This window comes from Balneicella halophila (genome assembly GCF_003096835.1).
Lineage (GTDB): Bacteria > Bacteroidota > Bacteroidia > Bacteroidales > Balneicellaceae > Balneicella > Balneicella halophila.
In genome coordinates this window covers 784,500-807,030 of record NZ_QENZ01000003.1, presented here as the reverse complement: position 1 = coordinate 807,030, position 22,531 = coordinate 784,500, and the positions used below count along the sequence as shown (strand labels likewise).

At 36.7% G+C, this 22,531-nt stretch carries 36 protein-coding genes; all 36 read right to left on the bottom strand.

Annotated elements, in window-relative coordinates:
• Positions 1-110 precede the first annotated feature (110 nt).
• A complete protein-coding gene (rpsK, locus tag C7377_RS03595; RefSeq protein ID WP_116495951.1) occupies positions 111-500 on the bottom strand; it encodes a 30S ribosomal protein S11 in 390 nt (129 codons plus the stop codon).
• 10 nt (positions 501-510) lie between these two features.
• Positions 511-888 (bottom strand): 30S ribosomal protein S13, encoded by a 378-nt coding sequence (gene rpsM / locus C7377_RS03590; protein ID WP_116495950.1) that lies wholly within the window; start codon positions 886-888, stop codon positions 511-513.
• Between the two features lie 44 nt (positions 889-932).
• On the bottom strand, positions 933-1,049 hold the full coding sequence (gene ykgO, locus C7377_RS03585) for a type B 50S ribosomal protein L36 (RefSeq protein WP_116495949.1): 117 nt from the start codon (positions 1,047-1,049) through the stop codon (positions 933-935).
• Positions 1,050-1,052: 3 nt separating this feature from the next.
• Entirely contained in the window at positions 1,053-1,277 is a 225-nt protein-coding gene (gene infA / locus C7377_RS03580; protein ID WP_116495948.1) for a translation initiation factor IF-1, read from the bottom strand.
• 99 nt (positions 1,278-1,376) lie between these two features.
• The gene (secY, locus tag C7377_RS03575) at positions 1,377-2,708 is read right to left on the bottom strand and encodes a preprotein translocase subunit SecY (RefSeq protein ID WP_116495947.1); all 1,332 of its coding nucleotides are present in this window, start codon (positions 2,706-2,708) and stop codon (positions 1,377-1,379) included.
• A 17-nt stretch (positions 2,709-2,725) separates the two neighbouring features.
• Positions 2,726-3,169, bottom strand: a complete 444-nt coding sequence (gene rplO / locus C7377_RS03570) for a 50S ribosomal protein L15 (RefSeq protein ID WP_116495946.1) — start codon at positions 3,167-3,169, stop codon at positions 2,726-2,728.
• 43 nt (positions 3,170-3,212) lie between these two features.
• Positions 3,213-3,395: a 50S ribosomal protein L30 gene (gene rpmD / locus C7377_RS03565; protein ID WP_116495945.1), complete on the bottom strand. Its 183-nt coding sequence runs from the start codon at positions 3,393-3,395 to the stop codon at positions 3,213-3,215.
• A gap of 14 nt (positions 3,396-3,409) precedes the next feature.
• Positions 3,410-3,928, bottom strand: coding sequence for a 30S ribosomal protein S5 (rpsE, locus tag C7377_RS03560; RefSeq protein ID WP_116495944.1), 519 nt, complete (start codon positions 3,926-3,928; stop codon positions 3,410-3,412).
• Between the two features lie 4 nt (positions 3,929-3,932).
• Positions 3,933-4,289 (bottom strand): 50S ribosomal protein L18, encoded by a 357-nt coding sequence (gene rplR, locus C7377_RS03555; protein WP_116495943.1) that lies wholly within the window; start codon positions 4,287-4,289, stop codon positions 3,933-3,935.
• Positions 4,290-4,310: 21 nt separating this feature from the next.
• Positions 4,311-4,868, bottom strand: a complete 558-nt coding sequence (rplF, locus tag C7377_RS03550; protein WP_116495942.1) for a 50S ribosomal protein L6 — start codon at positions 4,866-4,868, stop codon at positions 4,311-4,313.
• A gap of 20 nt (positions 4,869-4,888) precedes the next feature.
• Positions 4,889-5,284, bottom strand: a complete 396-nt coding sequence (gene rpsH, locus C7377_RS03545; protein ID WP_116495941.1) for a 30S ribosomal protein S8 — start codon at positions 5,282-5,284, stop codon at positions 4,889-4,891.
• A gap of 24 nt (positions 5,285-5,308) precedes the next feature.
• Positions 5,309-5,578 carry a 30S ribosomal protein S14 gene (rpsN, locus tag C7377_RS03540; RefSeq protein ID WP_116495940.1) on the bottom strand — a complete coding sequence of 90 codons (270 nt, stop codon included), beginning with the start codon at positions 5,576-5,578 and terminating at the stop codon, positions 5,309-5,311.
• A 9-nt stretch (positions 5,579-5,587) separates the two neighbouring features.
• Positions 5,588-6,136 carry a 50S ribosomal protein L5 gene (rplE, locus tag C7377_RS03535; protein WP_116495939.1) on the bottom strand — a complete coding sequence of 183 codons (549 nt, stop codon included), beginning with the start codon at positions 6,134-6,136 and terminating at the stop codon, positions 5,588-5,590.
• On the bottom strand, positions 6,136-6,465 hold the full coding sequence (rplX, locus tag C7377_RS03530) for a 50S ribosomal protein L24 (RefSeq protein ID WP_116495938.1): 330 nt from the start codon (positions 6,463-6,465) through the stop codon (positions 6,136-6,138). Before rplX ends, rplE begins: the two co-directional genes overlap by 1 nt.
• 24 nt (positions 6,466-6,489) lie before the next feature.
• Positions 6,490-6,855 carry a 50S ribosomal protein L14 gene (gene rplN / locus C7377_RS03525; RefSeq protein WP_116495937.1) on the bottom strand — a complete coding sequence of 122 codons (366 nt, stop codon included), beginning with the start codon at positions 6,853-6,855 and terminating at the stop codon, positions 6,490-6,492.
• A gap of 2 nt (positions 6,856-6,857) precedes the next feature.
• Entirely contained in the window at positions 6,858-7,115 is a 258-nt protein-coding gene (gene rpsQ, locus C7377_RS03520; protein ID WP_116495936.1) for a 30S ribosomal protein S17, read from the bottom strand.
• 7 nt (positions 7,116-7,122) lie between these two features.
• Entirely contained in the window at positions 7,123-7,320 is a 198-nt protein-coding gene (gene rpmC / locus C7377_RS03515; RefSeq protein ID WP_116495935.1) for a 50S ribosomal protein L29, read from the bottom strand.
• Between the two features lie 6 nt (positions 7,321-7,326).
• Entirely contained in the window at positions 7,327-7,758 is a 432-nt protein-coding gene (rplP, locus tag C7377_RS03510; protein ID WP_116495934.1) for a 50S ribosomal protein L16, read from the bottom strand.
• Between the two features lie 25 nt (positions 7,759-7,783).
• A complete protein-coding gene (rpsC, locus tag C7377_RS03505; RefSeq protein ID WP_116495933.1) occupies positions 7,784-8,521 on the bottom strand; it encodes a 30S ribosomal protein S3 in 738 nt (245 codons plus the stop codon).
• Between the two features lies 1 nt (position 8,522).
• Complete coding sequence (gene rplV / locus C7377_RS03500) at positions 8,523-8,936, bottom strand: 50S ribosomal protein L22 (RefSeq protein WP_116495932.1); 414 nt, start codon at positions 8,934-8,936, stop codon at positions 8,523-8,525.
• Between the two features lie 37 nt (positions 8,937-8,973).
• A complete protein-coding gene (gene rpsS / locus C7377_RS03495) occupies positions 8,974-9,243 on the bottom strand; it encodes a 30S ribosomal protein S19 (protein WP_116495931.1) in 270 nt (89 codons plus the stop codon).
• 8 nt (positions 9,244-9,251) lie between these two features.
• Positions 9,252-10,079, bottom strand: coding sequence for a 50S ribosomal protein L2 (gene rplB / locus C7377_RS03490; protein ID WP_116495930.1), 828 nt, complete (start codon positions 10,077-10,079; stop codon positions 9,252-9,254).
• Positions 10,080-10,087: 8 nt separating this feature from the next.
• Complete coding sequence (gene rplW, locus C7377_RS03485) at positions 10,088-10,378, bottom strand: 50S ribosomal protein L23 (RefSeq protein WP_116495929.1); 291 nt, start codon at positions 10,376-10,378, stop codon at positions 10,088-10,090.
• Between the two features lie 14 nt (positions 10,379-10,392).
• Entirely contained in the window at positions 10,393-11,022 is a 630-nt protein-coding gene (rplD, locus tag C7377_RS03480) for a 50S ribosomal protein L4 (protein ID WP_116495928.1), read from the bottom strand.
• Positions 11,022-11,639 (bottom strand): 50S ribosomal protein L3, encoded by a 618-nt coding sequence (gene rplC / locus C7377_RS03475; protein WP_116495927.1) that lies wholly within the window; start codon positions 11,637-11,639, stop codon positions 11,022-11,024. The genes rplD and rplC overlap by 1 nt, the downstream gene beginning before the upstream one ends.
• 21 nt (positions 11,640-11,660) lie before the next feature.
• A complete protein-coding gene (gene rpsJ, locus C7377_RS03470; RefSeq protein ID WP_116495926.1) occupies positions 11,661-11,966 on the bottom strand; it encodes a 30S ribosomal protein S10 in 306 nt (101 codons plus the stop codon).
• 18 nt (positions 11,967-11,984) lie between these two features.
• Positions 11,985-14,099 (bottom strand): elongation factor G, encoded by a 2,115-nt coding sequence (gene fusA / locus C7377_RS03465; RefSeq protein WP_116495925.1) that lies wholly within the window; start codon positions 14,097-14,099, stop codon positions 11,985-11,987.
• 30 nt (positions 14,100-14,129) lie between these two features.
• Positions 14,130-14,606, bottom strand: coding sequence for a 30S ribosomal protein S7 (rpsG, locus tag C7377_RS03460; RefSeq protein WP_116495924.1), 477 nt, complete (start codon positions 14,604-14,606; stop codon positions 14,130-14,132).
• A 93-nt stretch (positions 14,607-14,699) separates the two neighbouring features.
• Positions 14,700-15,083 (bottom strand): 30S ribosomal protein S12, encoded by a 384-nt coding sequence (gene rpsL, locus C7377_RS03455; RefSeq protein WP_116495923.1) that lies wholly within the window; start codon positions 15,081-15,083, stop codon positions 14,700-14,702.
• Between the two features lie 324 nt (positions 15,084-15,407).
• Complete coding sequence (locus C7377_RS03450; protein ID WP_116495922.1) at positions 15,408-15,794, bottom strand: DUF3276 family protein; 387 nt, start codon at positions 15,792-15,794, stop codon at positions 15,408-15,410.
• Between the two features lie 94 nt (positions 15,795-15,888).
• Positions 15,889-16,200 (bottom strand): FtsB family cell division protein, encoded by a 312-nt coding sequence (locus C7377_RS03445; protein ID WP_165806840.1) that lies wholly within the window; start codon positions 16,198-16,200, stop codon positions 15,889-15,891.
• An 86-nt stretch (positions 16,201-16,286) separates the two neighbouring features.
• Positions 16,287-17,924: an L-glutamate gamma-semialdehyde dehydrogenase gene (gene pruA, locus C7377_RS03440; RefSeq protein ID WP_116495920.1), complete on the bottom strand. Its 1,638-nt coding sequence runs from the start codon at positions 17,922-17,924 to the stop codon at positions 16,287-16,289.
• 161 nt (positions 17,925-18,085) lie between these two features.
• Entirely contained in the window at positions 18,086-19,984 is a 1,899-nt protein-coding gene (locus tag C7377_RS03435) for an amidophosphoribosyltransferase (RefSeq protein ID WP_116495919.1), read from the bottom strand.
• A gap of 70 nt (positions 19,985-20,054) precedes the next feature.
• On the bottom strand, positions 20,055-20,771 hold the full coding sequence (gene purC / locus C7377_RS03430) for a phosphoribosylaminoimidazolesuccinocarboxamide synthase (protein ID WP_116495918.1): 717 nt from the start codon (positions 20,769-20,771) through the stop codon (positions 20,055-20,057).
• 11 nt (positions 20,772-20,782) lie between these two features.
• Positions 20,783-21,256 carry a 5-(carboxyamino)imidazole ribonucleotide mutase gene (gene purE / locus C7377_RS03425; protein WP_116495917.1) on the bottom strand — a complete coding sequence of 158 codons (474 nt, stop codon included), beginning with the start codon at positions 21,254-21,256 and terminating at the stop codon, positions 20,783-20,785.
• A gap of 74 nt (positions 21,257-21,330) precedes the next feature.
• On the bottom strand, positions 21,331-22,509 hold the full coding sequence (locus tag C7377_RS03420) for a TlpA family protein disulfide reductase (RefSeq protein WP_116495916.1): 1,179 nt from the start codon (positions 22,507-22,509) through the stop codon (positions 21,331-21,333).
• Between the last annotated feature and the right edge of the window lie 22 nt (positions 22,510-22,531).

The window sequence follows — 22,531 nt, the reverse complement described above, 5'->3', positions numbered from 1 at the left end:
ATTTATATTTATAATGTTATTATTTCTTTCTTCTTTCTGAATTACTTTTTGCCGCGGTAAGAGGATAGAAAAAATGAAATAATAATCCAGGTATTATTCTCTGCTTAAAATTATACTCTACGTCTCTTAGGTGGACGACAACCATTGTGTGGTAGTGGTGTTACATCTACAATTTCTGTAACGTCTATTCCAGAATTGGAAATAGCACGTATTGCAGATTCACGTCCATTACCAGGACCTTTTACAAATACCTTCACTTTTCTAAGACCTAAGTCACTTGCCACTTTAGAGCAATCTTCTGCTGCTACTTGTGCTGCATAAGGTGTATTTTTCTTTGAGCCTCTAAAGCCCATCTTACCAGCAGATGACCAGGAAATAACCTGTCCATTATTATTGGTAAGAGATATGATAATGTTATTGAATGAAGAATGTATATGAGCTTGCCCAATAGCCTCCACAATAACTTTTCTTTTCTTCGCTGATACTGTTTTCTTTGCCATACCCTACTGTTTATTTGGTTGCTTTTTTCTTATTTGCTACAGTTTTCTTCTTACCTTTTCGAGTACGGGAGTTGTTTTTTGTTTTTTGTCCTCTCACAGGTAGTCCTATACGGTGTCGTATTCCTCTATAACACCCTATATCCATCAATCGCTTGATATTTGATTGTACTTCAGAACGTAATTGTCCTTCAATCGTATAATTATCAGCGATTTCACGACGAATCTCTGCAGATTCCTCGTCTGTCCAATCTTTGACTTTTTTACTTACTTCTACTCCTGCAGCTGTTAAAATCTTAGCAGCACGACTACGTCCTATTCCGTAGATGTAAGTAAGCGCTACTTCACCACGCTTATCATTCGGTATATCTACACCGGCAATTCTAGCCATAAAATCTGGTTATTTTATAAATTTAACTTTTATTTGTCTCTAAATTATCCTTGACGTTGCTTAAAACGTGGATTCTTTTTGTTAATTACGTAAAGACGTCCTTTGCGTCTTACGATCTTACACTCTTCACTGCGTTTTTTCACAGAGGCTCTTACTTTCATATCTTATTTTGTTTTATATCTAAATGTAATTCTTCCTTTGGATAAATCGTAAGGCGACATTTCTACCTTTACACGATCTCCTGGTAATATCTTAATGTAGTGCATTCTCATTTTACCCGAAATGTGTGCAGTAATTTCATGACCATTCTCTAACTCTACACGAAACATAGCGTTAGAAAGTGCTTCAATGATTGTTCCATCTTGTTCTATAGATGCTTGTTTTGCCATACTTTTATTTACTTCTTGTTTTTAAATTCTTATTATTTTAATAAAATATTTTGCAAAGAAACAAAAAATTATCCAAACTTCCTCATTTACAATAGTGTGCTATCGGGTTTTACCTGATTTCAGCAGACCATCGTAGTGCCTCATTAACAAATAGCTTTCAATTTGCTGTAATGTATCTAATACTACACCAACTAAGATAAGCAGTGATGTCCCTCCAAAGAACATTGCAAATCCTTGATCAACTCCGGCAATCATAGCGAAAGCTGGAAGTATTGCAATAATACCTAAGAAAATAGCACCTGGAAGAATGATCTTAGACATAATCATATCTAAATGGTTTGCAGTATTCTTCCCTGGTTTTACTCCAGGCACAAAACCGCCATTCTTCTTTAAATCCTCTGCTATTTGTGTAGGATTTACAGTTATAGCTGTATAAAAATAAGTAAATGCTACAATCAATAGGAAAAACACAAAGTTGTAGGTAAAGCCTTTGATATCAGTAAATGACAGCAAGAAGCTATTCAACCATGATTCTTGCATTTCAGTTCCTTGTGTAAAACGTAATAGATACATCGGTAACATGATAATTGCCTGTGCAAAGATGATTGGCATCACACCTGCAGCATTCAATTTCAATGGGATGTATTGTCTTGCTCCACCAAATTGAGCATTTCCAGTAAGTCTTTTGGCATACTGTAAAGGCACTTTTCTAATGGCTTGTATTAGCATAATAGAAAAGATGAAAATTAAGAATAGAACTACCATCTCTAGGATAAATACAATAGGACCACCTGTGCCCCCTGCAAATTTTGTAGAGATTTCTTGCACGATTGCCTGAGGCAATCGTGCAATAATACCAATCATAATTATTATAGATATACCATTACCAATACCTCTGTCTGTAATTTTCTCTCCTAACCACATCACAAACATAGAGCCTGCTGTAAGACAGATGGCTGATAATATTTTAAACATAGTTGGGTCTATAGCTATAGCATTCGGCGCTTGTGCATTAATATTATAGATATAGGCAGAACCTTGAACTAATAATATTAAAACGGTCAAATAACGCGTAATTTGCGTGATCTTACGCCTTCCGCTCTCTCCTTCTTTCTGTAAACGTTGAAAGTAAGGTACAGCTATAGTCATCAATTGTATCACAATAGAAGCTGTGATATAGGGCATGATTCCTAATGCAAAAATAGATGCATTGGCAAATGCACCTCCGGAGAACATATTAATAAGGTCTAACAAACCATTGTCATCAGACTGTTTTTGTAATGCTCCACTAATTGCATCTACATCTACCCCAGGGAGTACAACATGAGCTCCCAAACGATAAACCATAACGAGTGCTAATGCAATCAAAATACGGTCTCTTAGTTCAGGGATACTCCAGATATTTTTAATGGTATCTATAAATTTTCTCATCGTTTCTTAGGTCTTTTTTATTCTACTACAGTTCCTCCTGCAGCCTCAATAGCTTCTTTTGCAGATTTTGAAAACTTATCAGCTCTCACTTCTAATTTTTTAGAAATGGCTCCATTTCCTAAAATTTTCACTAAATCTTTCTTAGCCACCAAGCCTACTTCATGAAGTACTGCTTTGTCAATCATAGTGATGTTCTTTTTCTCTGCAAGGTCTTGCAGTACATCAACATTGATTACTTTATATTCTACTCTGCTTGGGTTGTTAAAACCAAATTTTGGTAAACGACGCTGAATCGGCATTTGTCCCCCTTCGAAACCAATCTTTTTAGAATAGCCTGAGCGAGATTTTGCTCCTTTGTGTCCACGTGTAGAAGTACCACCTCTACCTGAACCTTGTCCACGTCCGATACGTTTTTTGTTTTTTACAGAGCCTTCTGCAGGTTTTAAGTTATGTAACTCCATTGTTATTGTCTTTTTTTCTATTCGATCTATAAGTACTCTCGTGTTACTTTACTTCCTCAACTCTTACTAAGTGTTGTACTTTTACAACCATACCTAATATTTGCTGCGAAGCATCGTGCTCTACTGTAGAGTGCATCTTCTTAAGTCCTAGAGCATCTAAAGTTGCTTTTTGACTTTTTTCAGCTCCTATTCGACTTTTTACTTGTGTTATTCTGATTTTTCCCATTATTTTCTAAAAAATTATCCGTTAAACACTTTGTCTAAAGACACTCCTCTGTGCTCAGCAACCATACGTGCATCACGCATTTCACTCAATGCTTGAATTGTAGCTTTTACTAAGTTGTGAGGGTTAGATGATCCTTTAGACTTCGCCAAAACATCAGTTACACCAACACTCTCTAACACAGCACGCATCGCACCACCGGCTACCACTCCTGTACCGTGTGAAGCAGGCTTCAAAAATACACTTGCTCCTCCGTAACGGGCATATTGCTCATGAGGTACAGTACCTTTGTGTACAGGTACTTTTATCAAGTTTTTCTTTGCAGACTCTACACCTTTAGCGATAGCAGTAGCTACCTCACCGGCTTTTCCAAGGCCCCAGCCTACTAAACCGTTCTCATCACCTACAACAACGATAGCTGAAAAACTGAAAGTTCTACCACCTTTAGTTACTTTCGTTACTCTATTAATAGCTACTAAACGGTCTTTCAATTCCGCATCAGTAGGTCTTATTTCTCTTTTTGTCTCTCTAGCCATAGTTTTATAGTTTTAGTCCTGCTTTACGTACTGCTTCTGCTAATGCTTTCACGCGTCCGTGATATAAATATCCATTTCTATCGAAAACCGCTTCGGTAATACCGGCATCTTGTGCTTTCTTAGAAATAGCGGCACCAACTTTCTCAGCAATCTCGATTTTAGTCCCTTTTTTTTCTACAATTCCTTTATCTAATGATGAAACATATGCTAAAGTTTTAGCTTCACTATCATCTATTAGTTGAGCAGTAATCTGCTTGTTAGAACGAAAAACGGATAATCGTGGACGCTCAGCAGTCCCTGAAACTTTTTTTCTAATTCTATATTTAATTCTTTGTCTTCTTTCCTCTTTTGATAAAGCCATGATATATCTGTTACTCTCAAATTAAACACTTGCAGACTTACCTGCTTTTTTGCGAAGTTCTTCGCCCAGAAACTTAATACCTTTTCCTTTGTAAGGTTCAGGTACACGGAAAGAACGAATCTTAGCAGCTACTTGTCCTAACAGTTGTTTGTCGCAACTCTCTAAAGTAATAATAGGGTTACCACGCTTCTCTGTTTCAGCAGTCACTTTGATTTCTTTCGCCAACTCTATATGGATAGGGTGTGAATATCCTAAAGACATCTCTAATATCTGTCCTTTGGCTACAGCACGAAAACCGACACCTACAAGTTCTTGCTTTAACACAAAACCTTTAGATACGCCCTCTACCATATTATTAATCAATGATCTATATAAACCATGCTTAGATTTATGATCTTTCTGATCAGTTGATCTTTTTATAGTAAGTATACCATCTTCTAAAGAGACGGTAATTCCATCGCCCAATTCTTGTTTCAGTTCACCTTTGGGACCTTTTACTATGATTTCATTTCCTGTTTCATCTATAGTAATATCGACCCCTTGTGGAACCTCTATGGGTGCATTTCCTATTCTTGACATTGTTTTTTACTTTCTATTGATTAATATACATAACAAAGCACTTCTCCTCCGATTTTCTTATCACGAGCCTCTTTGTCTGTGATAACACCTTGGGAAGTGGAAAGTATTGCAATACCTAAACCATTCAAAACCCTTGGAAGATCTTCAGAACCCACGTATTTTCTCAATCCTGGTTTACTGATTCTCTTCAGCCCCTTAATAGCAGGTGCTTTTGATTTTGGATGATATTTCAAAGCTATTTTAATATTTCCTTGTACTCCGTCATCTTCAAATTTATAATTCAATATATAACCTTTATCTTTTAAGATTTTGGTCATCTCTTTTTTCATATTTGACGCTGGGACATCTAATACCCTGTGTCCTGCCATAATAGCATTACGTAATCTGGTCAAATAATCTGCAATTGGATCTGTCATTAGTCTTTGTTCTTAATTAATAGTTTACCAACTTGCTTTCTTTACTCCAGGAATTAATCCCTGAGAAGCCATTTCTCTAAACTGAATACGGCTGATACCAAATTGTCTCATATATCCCTTAGGTCTACCTGTAATTTTACAACGGTTGTGTAAACGTACTCTTGAAGAGTTTTTAGGTAAAAGACTAAGACCAACGTAGTCTCCTTCCGCTTTTAGCTTAGCACGCTTTGCTGCATACTTTGCTACTAATTTTTCACGCTTCTTCTCACGTGCTTTCATTGATTCTTTTGCCATCTTTTTCTCTTACTTTTTAAATGGTAATCCTAATTCTCTCAATAATGCTATTCCTTCTTCATCTGTCTTTGCAGTTGTTACGAAGGTAATATTCATACCCATAATCTTGTGAACTTCATCAAGTGAAATTTCAGGGAAGATTACTTGCTCTTTGATACCTAAAGTATAGTTTCCTCTACCATCAAGTTTATTATTGATACCTCTAAAGTCTCTAATACGTGGTAATACGATATGAATTAACTTTTCAGTAAACTCATACATATTGTTCTTACGTAAGGTTACATATGTACCAATTGGCATACCTTTACGCAACTTAAAGTTAGAAACGTCTTTTGTAGAGTAGGCCGTCTGTGCTTTCTGTCCGGTAATAGCTGTAATCTCTTTAAGAGAATACTCCATTACTTTCTTGTCTGCAATGGCTTGACCAATACCTTGGTTCACTACTATTTTCTCTAAACGAGGTACTTCCATTACGTTTTTGTAACCGAATTCCTTTTGCAAAGCAGGAATTACCTCCTCGTTATATTTAGTTCTTAGTGTTGGTATATATTTCTCCATTACTTAATTTCCTCCCCTGATTTTTTAGCAAATCTTACTAAATGTTTCTTTCCATCAGTCTCTACTTCTTTACGTCCTACACGTGTTCCTTCACCAGACTTAGGATCTATCAACATTAAGTTCGATATGTGAATAGGTGCTTCTTGCTTAACTATTCCTCCTTGAGGGTTTTCTGCATTGGGTTTAGTGTGTTTTGAAATAATGTTAACACCATCAACGATAGCACGTTGTTGGTCAACGATTACTTTTAACACTTCCCCTTTTTCTCCTTTATGGTTACCAGCGATAACTACCACTTGGTCACCTTTCTTTATATGTAATTTAGTCATTGTTCTTCCTTTCTTTATTATTGTTTATAATACTTCAGGTGCTAATGACACAATCTTCATATAACCTTCTCTGAGTTCACGAGGTACAGGCCCAAAAATACGGGTTCCTCTCATTTCATCAGCAGCATTTAAAAGTACTACCGCATTATCATCAAAACGGATATAAGAACCATCCTTACGTCTGATTTCTTTTTTCGTTCTCACAACAACTGCTTTAGTTACAGTACCTTTTTTGGCTGTACTTTTAGGAATAGCTGATTTAACTGTTACAACAATTTTATCACCTACTGAAGCATAACGCTTTCTAGTACCGCCTAATACTCTAATACAAAGTACTTCTCTTGCTCCTGTGTTATCTGCTACCGCTAATCTACTTTCTGACTGTATCATGATTATTTAGCTCTTTCAATTATTTCAACGAATCTCCAACGCTTTGTCTTACTGAGTGGACGAGTTTCCATTATTTTAACGGTATCTCCTTCTCCACATGTTTCAGCTTCGTCGTGTGCGGTGAATTTTCGTGTTTTACTCATAAACTTACCATAGATAGGGTGCTTCTCTTTCCAGCGAACTTCAACAACTATGGTTTTATCCATTTTGTTGCTTACTACCACACCTATACGTTCTTTTCTCAAATTTCTCTTTTCCATCTCCTGCTTATTTTTCAGCTAATTTTCTTGCGTTCAACTCTGTCTTAATCCGGGCAACATTTCTGCGTGTAGCCTTTATAAGCGTAGGATTTTCAAGAGGTGATACAGCGTGATCAAATTTCAAGTTAGATAATTGCTCTTGTTCGTTCAACAATCTATCTTGCAAGTCGGCAGTCGATAACTCTCTAATTTCTGAATTTTTCATAATTTTCTATTCTTTTGAGTTTTCAACATAATCACGTCTTACTACAAACTTTGTAGTTACTGGTAATTTTTGTGCAGCGAGACGTAAAGCTTCTTTAGCTACTTCATAAGGTACCCCATCGGCTTCGAATAAAATTCTGCCGGGCGTAACTGGGGCTACAAATCCTTCTGGTGATCCCTTACCTTTACCCATACGAACCTCTGCAGGTTTTTTAGTAATAGGTTTGTCAGGGAAGATACGTATCCAGATTTGTCCTTGACGCTGCATATAACGCGTAACAGCAACACGGGCTGCTTCTATTTGGCGTCCAGTGATCCATTTGGACTCCAATGATTTGATTCCGAAAGTTCCAAATGCAAGTTGATTACCCCTTTGGGCATTCCCCTTCATTCGGCCTTTCTGCATTCTTCTATATTTGGTTCTTTTTGGCTGTAACATTGTCTTTCTGTTTTAGCTGTGATTCTTATTTTCTTCTACCTCTACGCTCACCACCACGGGCACCTGGTCTTCCACCACGTCTGCCACCTTTTCTACCACCTTTGTCACCGCTATTGAGGTTAGGCGAAAGATCACGTTTACCATATACTTCTCCTTTGCATATCCATACTTTCACTCCCAAAAGACCATAAGTCGTAAGGGCTTCAGCTAAAGCATAGTCGATGTCTGCTCTAAAAGTATGTAATGGAGTACGTCCTTCTTTGTACATTTCAGAACGCGCCATTTCTGCTCCATTCAAACGACCTGAAATTTGGATTTTAATACCTTCAGCTCCCATACGCATTGCAGAGGCAATAGCCATCTTAACTGCTCTACGGTATGATACGCGTCCGGTGATTTGACGTGCAATATTAGTAGCTACTAATCGTGCATCCAATTCTGGTCTTTTTATCTCGAAGATGTTGATTTGAACTTCCTTTTTAGTTAGCTTCTTCAACTCTTCTTTCAACTTGTCTACTTCAGAACCTCCTTTACCGATAATAATACCGGGACGAGCCGTGTGAATAGTTACAGTAACAAGTTTTAGTGTGCGTTCTATAATAATTTTAGAAACACTTGCTTTTGCTAGACGAACATCAAGATATTTTCTAATCTTTTGGTCTTCTACCAACTTATCACCATAGTCATCACCTCCGTACCAATTAGAGTCCCATCCTTTTATGATACCTAGTCTGTGGGCAATAGGATTTACTTTCTGTCCCATATTATCCGTTTATATTATTATCAGTTGTACTTCCTAATACAAGCGTCACGTGATTCGATCTTTTACGAATTCTGTGTGCTCTTCCTTGTGGTGCTGGGCGTAGTCTTTTTAACATACGTCCTTCATCCACTTTTATCTCTTTAATGTAAAGTCCACTCTCTTCTGGAGTTTCTCCTTCATTTTTTTGCTCCCAATTAGCAATGGCTGAACGTAAAAGTTTTTCAACTTTACCAGAAGCTTCACGTGAGTTGTATTTCAACACATCTAATGCACGCATCACTTCCATTCCTCTTACCATATCTGCTACCAATCGCATTTTGCGTGGTGAGGTGGGATTATTTCTCAAGACTGCAAAGGAAACTTTCTTCCTTGCCTCTTTTAGTTTTTTTGCACTTTCTTTCTTTCTCTTTCCCATAATTTGTAAATATTACGTATTAAAAGTCACTCACGCTTTATTTCTTTTTCTTATCTGCGTGACCTCTAAAAGTACGTGTTGGAGCAAATTCTCCAAGTTTATGACCGACCATATTTTCGGTAATATAAACTGGAATAAATTTATTTCCATTATGTACTGCTATTGTATGACCTACAAAATCAGGAGAAATCATTGAGCGACGAGCCCAAGTCTTTACTACTGTTTTTTTGCCTTCATCATTCATTTTAAGCACTTTTCTTTCGAGCTTAAAATCAATAAACGGTCCTTTTTTTAATGAACGACTCATAGTTTAGCTTATTTTTTGCGTTTTTCTACAATGTACTTACTTGAAGCTTTTTTCTTAGCACGAGTTTTATACCCTTTCGCTAATACTCCCTTACGTGATCTTGGATGTCCTCCAGATGCACGTCCTTCACCTCCACCCATTGGGTGATCCACAGGGTTCATTGCTACACCACGTACGCGAGGTCTGCGACCTAACCAACGTGAACGTCCTGCTTTACCAGAACGAGTTGAGAAATGCTCTGCATTGGATACGGTTCCAATTGTAGCTCTACATGTTTTTAATACTAAACGAGTCTCACCTGAAGGCAATTTCAGAAGTGCATACTTCCCTTCTCTTGAAACTAGTTGCGCATATGTCCCTGCACTACGTGCCATTACAGCACCTTGTCCAGGTCTGAGTTCGATGTTATGAACAATTGTACCTAAAGGTATAGATCCTAATTCCATTGCATTTCCTACATCAGGAGTTACTTTTTCTCCTGAGAGTACTGTTGCACCTACTGCCAAATTAAGCGGAGCTAAAATATATCTTTTTTCTCCATCTGCGTAGTTCAACAATGCAATACGTGCTGTTCTATTTGGGTCATACTCAATAGAAGCAACTTTTGCTGGAACGTTGTCTTTGTCTCTTTTAAAGTCAATTACTCTATAACGTTTCTTGTGACCTCCCCCGATATATCTCATTGTCATACGACCAGAGCTATTCCGTCCACCGGTTTTACTCTTTTTCGACAACAATGACTTTTCCGGAGCATTACCTTGTGTAAGCTGAGCAAAGTCACTGATCACTTTTCCTCTTTGCCCGGGTGTTGTTGGTTTTAGTTTTCTAATAGCCATCTCTACTTTTAAATATTGCTATAAAAATCAATAATATCTCCTGCTGCTACTGTAACCAGTGCTTTCTTATAGGAGTTTGTACTTCCTGTTATCATACCGGCTTTAGTAAAGCGTGATTTTCTCTTACCTCCTACGATCATCGTATTTACAGCTGTAACTTTCACACCATACTTTTTCTCTACCGCTCTCTTTATCTGTCCTTTGTCTGCCTCTTTAGCTACAACAAAACCGTAACGGTTTAGTGTTTCAGCTTGTTCAGACAATTGTTCTGTTATTATCGGCTTAATAATTATCTCCATGACTTCTCCTTAGTTTAAAGTTTGAAAAGTTTATCCAATCCCTCTACAGAGCTCTCTGAAAAGAATACAGCCGATGCTTTCATAATGTCATAAGTAGCTAAATCATTGACATTTACTACTTGTACATTTTGCAAATTACGTGATGATAAATAAACATTCTTGTCGATATCAGCTGTCACGTAAAGCACTCTCTTACCTTCTACTCCAAAACTCTTAGTCATTTGTACCATTGATTTTGTCTTTGGTGCATCTAACTGAAGATCTTCTACTACATTAATAGCTTCTTTTCCTGCTTTGATAGCTAAAGCTGACTTTCTTGCCAATTGCTTTAACTTGGTGTTCAGTTTGAAACCATAATTTCTTGGGCGAGGACCGAAAACACGACCTCCTCCTCTAAAAATAGGACTTTTAATACTACCCGCACGAGCAGTACCTGTACCTTTTTGTCTCTTAATCTTTACGGTACTTCCTGAAATTTCTGCACGCTCTTTTGATTTATGTGTACCTTGACGTTGATTTGCCAAGTATTGTTTCACATCTAAATAAATAGCGTGAGTGTTCGGTGTGATTGCAAAGATTTCATCATTGAGATTAACTTTCTTTGAAGTCTCTTTCCCTTTTACATCAAATACTACTAACTCCATTACTTCTCTATAATTATGTATGAACCTTTACTTCCGGGTACAGAACCTTTCACTACTAATAAGTTACTTTCAGGAATTAATTTTAAAACCCGTAAGTTTTGTACTTTTACTCGCTCATTTCCTGTTTGACCAGCCATACGCATTCCTTTGAATACTCTAGATGGCCATGAGGATGCTCCAATAGAACCGGGTGCTCTCAATCTGTTATGCTGTCCGTGAGTTTTATCACCAACACCACGGAAACCGTGACGTTTTACAACACCTTGAAATCCCTTACCTTTTGATGTACCTACGACATCAACAAATGGAACGTTTTCAAAAATTTCGATACCAACTTGATCTCCAAGCTGATAATCTTTCAAGAATCCTGCAAACTCACCAACAAAATGTTTAGGTGTTGTGTTTGCTTTCTTGAAGTGTCCTTGCATAGGCTTAGAAGTTACCTTCTCTCGCTTCTCGCCATATGCCAATTGATAAGCTTTGTACCCGTCAGTCTCCTCAGTTTTCACTTGAGTAACTACACAAGGTCCAGCCTCAATCACCGTACATGGAATATTTCTACCTTCTTCATCGAAGACAGAAGTCATTCCAATTTTTTTACCTAATAATCCTGGCATTTTTTAACTCTTGTTTATTAATTAAACTTTAATTTCAACTTCTACACCACTCGGCAATTCCAATTTCATCAACGCATCTATTGTATTGGCTGTCGAGCTGTAGATATCAATTAATCTTTTATATGAAGAAAGCTCAAATTGCTCTCTTGATTTCTTGTTCACAAATGTTGAACGTAATACTGTGAAAATTCTTTTGTGAGTAGGTAATGGAATTGGACCACTTACTACAGCACCTGTTGTTTTTACAGTTTTCACGATCTTTTCAGCAGATTTGTCCACCAAATTATGATCGTATGACTTTAATTTTATTCTAATTTTTTGGCTCATAATACTATCTGTTTACTTTTAAAGCAAATCTGCTCTTCCTTTTGCATTTTCAACTACTTCTTTCGCGATTCCTTTAGGCACTTCCACATAGCTATCAAATTCCATTGATGAGCTGGCACGTCCTGAAGAAAGTGTTCTTAAAACAGTTACATAACCGAACTGCTCAGAAAGAGGCACTTTAGCTGTTACAACTTGTGCTCCAGCACGTCCTTCCATTCCTTCAACTTGTCCGCGACGCTTGTTTAGGTCACCTATAATATCACCCATATATTCTTCTGGGGTAACAACTTCCATCTTCATCACAGGCTCTAACAAAATAGGTTTTGCTTGTGCAGCAGCGGCTTTGAAACCCATTTTTGCAGCCATCTCGAAAGACAACTGGTCTGAATCGACAGGGTGGAATGAACCATCATGTAAAACAACTTTCATTCTTTCAATCTCATATCCTGCTAATACACCGTTCTGCATCGCTTCCTTAAATCCCTTTTCTACAGATGGAATAAATTCTTTAGGGATATTACCTCCTTTTACTTCATCAATAAATTGCAATCCATCTCCTTCAAAGTCTTCATCTGCAGGGCTTATTGTAAAGATAATATCAGCAAACTTACCACGTCCACCAGATTGCTTTTTGAAAACTTCTCTATGACGGTATGATGTAGATAATGCTTCTTTATAAGCCACCTGAGGTGCTCCTTGATTACACTCAACCTTGAACTCACGCTTCATACGGTCAATAATAATCTCTAAGTGCAACTCACCCATACCGCTAATAACGGTTTGTCCAGAATCCTCATCAGTTTTCACTCTAAATGTAGGATCCTCTTCAGACAACTTACCTAAAGCCATAGACATTTTGTCCATATCTTTTTGAGTAAGAGGCTCAACTGCCACACCAATCACTGGCTCTGGGAAAGTCATTGACTCCAATTCAATTGGATTTTTTTGGTCACACAAAGTATCACCTGTACGCACATCTTTAATACCTACTGCAGCACCTATATCACCAGCTGCTAATTCATCAATAGCATTTTGTTTATTGGAGTGCATTTGGTACAAACGTGAAATACGCTCTTTCTTATCAGTACGAGTGTTATATACATAAGAACCAGACTCAATCTTACCTGCATACACACGAATAAAAGATAAACGACCTACGAATGGGTCAGTTGCAATTTTAAATGCCAATGCAGTCAACGGCTCATCTTCAGATGGTTGACGTTGGATTTCATTTTCAGTTCCTGGCTCAGTTCCAACAATTGCTTCTACATCTAATGGAGAAGGCAAAAATGCTGTAACAGCATCTAACAAACGTTGTACTCCTTTATTCTTGAATGAAGAACCACATAACATTGGAACAATATCCATACTAATTGTAGCCTTACGGATCACCTCATACATTCTATCTGATGTGATAGAATCTGGATCCTCGAAGAATTGCTCTAGCAATTCATCATCCTGCTCAGCAACAGCTTCCACAAGTTTAGCTCTCCACTCATTAGCTTCCTCTACCATGTCGGCAGGGATATCAACAGTTTCAAAGGTTAATCCAGCATCTTCACCATGCCAAATGATAGCATTCATTTCTATCAAATCTACAATACCTTTAAATGTATCTTCCGACCCAATAGGTAATTGCAATGGGATAGGATTAGCTTTTAACTTTTCGTTTATATCAGCAACCACTTTTAAAAAGTTAGCTCCTGAACGGTCCATTTTATTCACATAACCGACACGTGGCACCTTATACTTATTAGCCTGACGCCAAACAGTCTCTGACTGAGCCTCAACACCACTTACTGCACAGAAAGTAGCTATTGCACCGTCTAACACACGCAATGAGCGCTCTACCTCTACGGTAAAGTCAACGTGTCCTGGGGTATCAATTATGTTAATTTTATATTTTTCATCATTATAATTCCAAAAACAAGTAGTTGCTGCGGAAGTAATGGTAATTCCACGCTCTTGCTCTTGTTCCATCCAGTCCATAGTTGCAGCACCATCATGCACCTCCCCCAATCTATGGTTAATACCCGTGTAATACAGAATACGCTCGGTAGTAGTAGTTTTACCGGCGTCAATATGGGCCATAATCCCGATATTTCTATTGTATTTTAAATCTTTTTTAGCCATAAAGCTTTATTTCTTTCCTTTTTTTATTGATTAAAATCTAAAATGGGCAAATGCTCTATTGGCCTCAGCCATTTTATGGGTATCTTCTTTTCTTTTGTAAGCAGCACCTTCTTCATTATATGCAGCTAAAATTTCTGCAGCTAATTTTTCACTCATCGAACGACCTGAACGCTTACGTGCGAAAAGTATTAGGTTCTTCATCCCTACAGAAACTTTTCTTGAAGGGTTTATCTCAGTTGGTACCTGAAATGTTGCTCCACCGATTCTTCTACTTTTCACCTCTACTTGTGGTGTTACGTTTTCCAACGCTTTTTTCCAGATTTCTAATTCTGATTCTTCTTTGTCTTGCATCTTATTGCCTACAATATCCAATGCTCCGTAAAAAATGTCATAAGCAAGGTTTTTCTTGCCACTGTACATTAGATTATTGACAAATTGCGTTACTAGCGTATCACTGTAACGAGGATCTGGTAGAATAATTCTCTTTTTTGGTTTTGATTTTCTCATTGTATAATTATAAAGTTATTCACTACTAAAGCTGCCCTTATGCTAGTCTTCAACGCGCAATGCATTTACTCAACCTTTATTGGGGAACAACCTTTATTTTTTCGCATCTTTAGGACGTTTTGCACCATATTTAGAACGACGTTGCGTTCTTCCTGCAACCCCTGCAGCATCCAATGTACCTCTCACTAAATGATAACGTACACCTGGCAAATCTTTTACCCTACCTCCTCTGATGAGAACTATAGAGTGCTCTTGCAGGTTATGTCCTTCTCCTGGAATATAAGCATTCACTTCTTTTCCATTCGTGAGTCTTACCCTTGCCACTTTTCGCATGGCAGAGTTTGGTTTCTTAGGTGTGGTAGTATAAACACGCACACATACGCCTCGTCTCTGAGGACAGGCGTCTAAAGCAGCAGACTTACTTTTAGTCTCTAGCTTTTTTCTTCCTTTTCTTACTAATTGTTGTATTGTAGGCATATAAATAATTTAAAAAAATCCTCTAATTTAAGTACAAAAAACAGGATACAAATGACTTCTTATCCCCTTATAGGACAAGGTTTTTGTACCCAAATCACATTGGAAAATCCTGTCTATTTTGCCGTGCAAAGGTAGTAATCATTTACTAACCTCGCAAATTTATTATGAAAATAATTACAATTTAAGCAGTTAGAGAAATAAGAGGCTACTTTGAGATCATTGTAACAATTATATTATGAAAGCAGGAAGTGTATTTATAAAAAAGAAAAGCATTCTTATGTTTTGAAAGAATGCTAAACTTATTTTAAGTATTTAACATATCTGTTATTTTGATAAATCGTCGAAGCTTATTCCTGCTGAATAAGTATCGTTTTCTGTTTCAGATTCAGGTTTATTTTCTGTGCTTGCTTCATCAGACTGGACTGCTTGGACTGCTGACTCATCATCTCCCTTATGTTCTTTGATATAACTGATTGCTTCAGTCAAACCATCTACAAACTTGTCAAAATCCTCTTTATAAAGAAAAACTTTGTGCTTTTCATAGTGCACTGTTCCATCTTCTTGAGTGTTTTTTTTACTCTCTGTAAGTGTAAGATAGTAATCATCATTACGTGTAGCCTTTACATCAAAGAAATACGTTCTTCTACCCGCTCTCACTACCTTTGAAAAAATATCGTCTCTTCCTCTTCCTTCCGATTTTGTTGCTTCCATTCTCTAATCAATTAATTGTTTTTAGGTCTATTACACAGTACAAATGTAAAAAAAGTTAAGTAATACACAATACTTAAATTGGCAAAGAATATCTTTAGTCTTCATTTTTCTCTTTCACAAGAAATATTTCTTCCCCTTTCTTCTTCATATAGTATTTTTCACGAGCATACTTCTCTAGGTTCTCGTCGTTCGTATTTAACTCTGATAACCTTGTGCTATCTTCCCTTATTTTCTTTAAATAATACTCTTTCTCCTCTTCTAAATCATTAATTTTCATCTGGTATTTGAACTGTTCCTTAAAATTATGATTATCAAAGAAGCCAACCCATATAATAAAAACTAAAGCCACAATAGCATACTTAGCTATATTAATATGTTTTTTTCTGAATATCTTCTTCACGTTCATATCACAAAGATACATATTTAGCCTAAAAGCAAAAGCAGTATCTTGAAAAAAGATACTGCTTTTAATTGTTAAGCTACAAAATGAAACTACTCGCTATCAGGCTGAAAGTTTGGATACATATAATCCTTAGCTGGAACGAAAGTCTCTTTGATTGTTCTTGGTGACACCCAGCGCAATAGGTTAATCATAGAACCTGCTTTGTCATTGGTACCAGAACCTCTTGCTCCACCAAATGGCTGTTGACCTACAACTGCTCCAGTTGGTTTGTCATTGATATAAAAGTTACCTGCTGTATTTCTTAAACGCTTAGTCAATTTCTCAATTCCATAACGACATTGTGAAAAGATAGCTCCAGTTAATGCGTACATTGAGGTATTATCCAATATATCTAATGTTTTGTCAAGCTCTTTATCTTCATATACATAGACTGTCAAAATAGGTCCAAACAATTCTTCTTCCATACTGAAGAAATGAGGATCATGTGCTAAAACAATTGTTGGATCAATGAAATATCCTTCTGACTTATCGTAACTACCACCTGCAATAATTTCAGCATCTTCAGATGCCTTTATATCATCTATTGCCTTTGCTAACTTATCAAAAGCTGGTTCATCAATGACAGCATTCACAAAATTGGTAAAATCTTCTGGTGAACCTACTTTTATATTCTTCAAATCTTCAAGTACGTATTCTTTAACATCAGACCACATACTTGACGGTATATAGGCACGAGAAGCTGCAGAACATTTTTGACCCTGGAACTCAAAAGCACCGCGGGTCATCGCTACAGCAACGGCTTTTGCATCTGCTGAAGGATGTGCAAAAATATAATCCTTACCACCTGTCTCTCCAACGATTCTTGGATAGGTTTTATAATTATGGATATTGTTTCCAATTGTTTTCCATATTGTTTGGAATACTTCAGTAGATCCTGTAAAATGGATTCCGGCAAAGTCAGGATGTGAGAAGATAACATCGGAAGCGACACTTCCTGATACATGTACGAGATTGATAACTCCATCAGGTAATCCAGCTTCTCTGAATACTTCCATCAGTACATTTGCAGAGTAAATCGCTGAACGTGATGCTTTCCACACAACGGTATTCCCCATCATCGCAACTGAAGTTGGCAAGTTTCCTGCAATAGCTGTAAAGTTAAACGGCGTTAATGCAAAAACAAAACCTTCTAAAGGACGTTGTTCTACGCGATTCCATACTCCGTCTGATGACTCTGGTTGCTGAGCATAAATCTCAGTCATATATTTTACATTAAATCTCAAAAAGTCTATAATCTCACAAGCTGAATCAATCTCTGCTTGAAATGCATTTTTAGACTGCGCCAACATTGTAGCTGCATTCATTTTTTGACGATATGGTCCTGCAATAAGATCTGCTGCCTTTAAGAAAATAGAAGCTCTATGCTCCCATGACAAAGCTTCCCAAGCTGGCTTGGCTTCTAAAGCTGCATCAATTGCTAAATTCAGCTCCTCTTTACCCCCTTGATGATAATGTCCCAAAGTATGCTTGATATCATAGGGCGGATGCATTGCCACTTTCTTCTCGGTATATACTTCTTTACCTCCAATATAATTTGGCACCTCTATTTCTTTAGAGCGCAGTTCCTTAACCTTTGCTTGTAATTCTGCTCTTTCAGGCGAACCAGGTGCATATGATTTTACCGGTTCATTCTTAGGTGTCGGTACTTTGTAAATTCCTTTTGGCATAATGTAATGTTTTATTTGTTTATTTGATTTTTTTGTGGTTTAAAGATATACAATTTTAGAAAAACATTCAACAGATATATCGCATAACATATCAAAAATAAAAAAGGAACTGTTAAAAAATCATAACAGCTCCCTTTCATCATTATAGATGACTCATTTTTTTAATATGCTCTATCTTTACGCCCTTCTACAAAGTTAATGAAGGCTTTATTTACCACCCGATTGCCACCTGGCGTAGGATAATCACCCGTAAAATACCAATCTCCTAAATTCTTAGGACAGGCCTTATGTAAATTAGCTACCGTTTGATAAACCACTTCCACTTTTGATTTAATTTCTCCATTACTCAACAATTCTCCTATTTTATCTGACACTTCTTCCTCTGAGAATAAATCATACAGTTCTTTCACAAAATTTCTAACTTCAGCATCTGGCAGTAATTCTTGTTTCTTACACTTCTCATAAACTTCACTAACCTTGTGATACTGATTTGAATCCTTTAACAATGCTAACATGGCTTGAAATGCCACAAAATCTTCTAGCCGAGCCATATCAATTCCATAACAGTCTGGATAACGAATTTGTGGAGCCGAAGAAACGACTACAATCTTTTTTGGACTCAATCTATCTAACATTTTGAGAATACTCTTTTTTAAAGTAGTTCCTCGAACAATGCTGTCATCGACTACTACTAAAGAGTCTGTTTTATTCACAATTCCATACGTCACATCATATACATGAGCCACTAAATCGTCACGACTGCTATCTTCAGTAATAAAAGTACGTAGTTTGACATCTTTTACTGCAATTTTCTCTACTCTTAATCGTTGTGACAAAATTTCTGAAAGGCGCTCATCGGTAAGACCTTCCTTTTCTCTGAGAATGGTATCATTTTTTTGAACGTTTAGCACATCGATAGCAGCTGCTACTAACCCCGAAAAAGCCGTTTCAGCGGTATTAGGAATATAAGAAAAAACGGTATTTACGGTATCATAAGAGACTTTATCCATCACTTGCTCCACCAACAGGCGTCCTAACATTTTACGCTCTTTATATATTTCAGCATCGCTACCTCTTGAGAAATAAATGCGTTCAAAAGAACAGCTTTTACGTTCCAAAAGTTTTAAGATTTCTCTTAGCTGTATTTCTCCATTTTTCTTTGTTATCAAAGCATTTCCTGGAGGAATCTCATGCACTGTCTCATAAGGCACATCAAATGCTGTTTGAATAACAGGACGCTCTGATGCTACCACCATGACCTCATCATCATGGTAGTAATAGGCAGGGCGGATACCAGCAGGGTCACGCAATACAAAACAATCACCATGTCCCATTAAACCAGCAATAGCGTAGCCACCATCCCAATGTTTTGATGCTTTCTTCAATATGCGTTCAACATTAATATGTTCTGCAATGTATGGTGTTGCTTCCTTTTTAAAGATATTTTTAGACTTTGCTTCTTCATAGAGCTCCTCTACCTCAGTATCTAAAAAGTGTCCAATTTTCTCCAAAATCGTCACCGTATCAGCTTTTTCTTTAGGGTGTTGCCCTAAATCCACCAATTGCTCAAACAGCTCGGAAACATTGGTCATGTTAAAGTTCCCTGCCAATATCAAATTTCGAGTTATCCAATTATTTTGACGCAAAAAGGGATGAACGCTTTCTATGCTGTTTTTTCCATAAGTACCATACCGAACATGACCTAAGATCAATTCACCGATATAAGGAAGATTTTCTTTTTGCCATGCAACATCATTTGCTAAATCTGGGTGTTCTGACAATCCTTGATTGATTCGATCATTGATTTGTGTAAAAATGTGCTGAATGGGCGTAGCATCATTCGAGCGCACACGACTAATATAGCGACTGCCTGGTGGCATATCAAATTTAATAGACGCTAAGCCGGCTCCATCTTGACCTCGATTATGCTGTTTTTCCATCAATAAATACATTTTATTGATACCATAAAAAGCGGTTCCGTATTTTTCTTTATAATATTCTAAAGGCTTTAGCAGTCTTACTAAAGCAATTCCACATTCGTGTTTAAGTTCATCACTCATTGATTTCCCTCTCGAAACTTATTTTCTATAATTAAAGAACTCTGATAAACAGCGTTCATTATTTAAATCTTTACTTTGTTAAACGTGACAGAATTTCAACATAAGCCTCTCTTACATCACCCAAATCTCTTCTGAAACGATCTTTATCTAACTTTTTCATGGTATTTTTATCCCAAAAACGGCATGTATCAGGACTAATTTCATCTGCTAAGACGATTTCTCCTTCACTGTTTTTACCGAACTCAATTTTAAAATCAACCAAAATAATATCTTCTTTCAAGAAATGTTCTTTTAGTAAATCATTGATTTTTGCGGTCACTTTATACATATGCTCCAATTCCTCATAGGTAGCAGCTCCGAGGGCTACAGCATGGTCATCATTGATTAAAGGATCACCTAAATCATCTCTTTTATAGCAAATTTCAAAGATCGTATTGGAAGGTTTTGTTCCTTCTTCAATATCAAGACGCTTTGCCATACTGCCTGCAATCACATTACGAACAATAACTTCCAAAGGTAAGATTGTTACCTTTTCACATAGTTGCTCTCTTTCATTCAATTTTTCAATGAAGTGTGTTTTGATTCCTTGAGATTCTAGATAGTTAAAGATTAAAGTTGTTATTTCATTATTTAACACCCCTTTATCTTGAACACTGCCTTTCTTCTCAGCATTAAATGCCGTAGCATCATCTTTATAGTGAATAATTACCTGATTAGGGTTATTAGTTGCATAAATTTGTTTGGCTTTACCTTCATATAAGAATTCGCCTTTAGTTGCTGTTGCCATGGTTCGTTTTTTTATAGAGTTTGATTAATTTCTTCAGTTAATTTAGCAACCATCTCTTTACGATATTTTGCTACTTTTTCTTTAATCTCGGGATATTTAACACCCAATATCTGCAAAGCTAAAAATGCACCGTTACGAGCATTATTAATACCAACAGTAGCCACAGGAATATCTTTAGGCATCTGTACTATAGAATAAAGAGCATCGACTCCTTCTAAAGCTCCTTTTAGTGGCACACCAACCACTGGTATTGTTGTTTTTGAAGCTACGACTCCAGGTAAGTGAGCAGCCAATCCAGCTCCGGCAATAATTACCTCTACTCCATTGTGCTCAAATTCTTTCAACTTCTCACCTAATACCTCTGGAAGACGATGTGCAGAGATAGCATACGCTTCATAAAAAACGCCAAATTCCTCAAGACAACGTGCTGCCTTTGCCATTACTTCTTTATCGGATATACTCCCAAATATAATTGCTACTTTCATTTTATCTTTATTATTTATTTCAAATTAGTTACTATATTACTATAGAGAACGTTCTTAACTCTATATCAACTACTTTAATACACTTCCTTATTAATCGCTTCAATCGACTCATTATTAAGCTCACCTTTCATGAATATCATCCCATTGCTATCTAACAAAAAATACGTGCGTGAATGCAGTACACCATAAGTTCTAAAAACACTTCTATCTAAGTCTATTGAAAACATCCAATTTGGACCAATTTTAGGAGCTCTGTAGTCATAGTAGCCTTGATCCGACGCTATAATGTTAAGCACCGCTAGTTTGTTATTATCTACTTTACTTCTAAGTTTCTTCCCTTTTAAATTCAAGCCAAATAACATACAGTCCTCCCAAGTTTCCCAGAAACAGATAAGAGCATACTTACCTCTCAAATCGTCTAAACTTACTTTAGTATTTTTAACTGTTTTCACATTAAAAGATGGTGCTTGCTCGCCAAGTTGAGTAAGTTTCTTTGCCAACATCAGTTCATAAACAGTTTTCCCCACTCTGGTGCGTCTTACTCTCTCAGATAAATTCATAAAAACACGCTCAAACTCATCAGCAGTTGCGTTTTCTTTGAAATATGTATCTCCATACAATAATTCTGCTGAGTAAGCTATATCAGGATTATTATTTACAAATTCTCTTTCTAGCCTGCTAACTTCTGAACTCTGAATTGTATCAGCTTTTTTCATGATGTTATCAGCTCGCCTCAACACGTCAGCATTCTTAGTGTTATCCCAACCCTCTTGTTGCGTTTCATTCAACATACTCTTAGCTTGTTTCTCTAATTCCCAAGTCTTTTCTTGGTACTTTTTAATTTCTTTCAGCTCTGGTTTGTCATAAATACCACCAGATATTTCAGCATACATGAGACTATTCGCATCCGCTTCAATATCTATTGTCGAATATCCTTCTAAGAAAAAATATAATTTGTTTTTGTCTTTGATATTATAGACTTCTCCTTCAGGAACTACGTATATCGTTGCTGCTACATCTTTCCCTTGTGTCTGAAATGTAAAATCATCTGAAGATCCATCGTATAAAACACTGTCAATTTTTTCTTGACGATCATTATATGAACCTAATGCGAAAACTACTAAATCACCATTTTTTAGTCCTTTAATCTCTGCATTTACCGTATTTTGATTTTGAGCATTCTGCTCCTTCTTGCATTGTGTTATAAGAAAACTTATAATTAGGATTCCTGCAATTTTAATTATCAATTTCATAATTTTAATATTTAATTTTAGA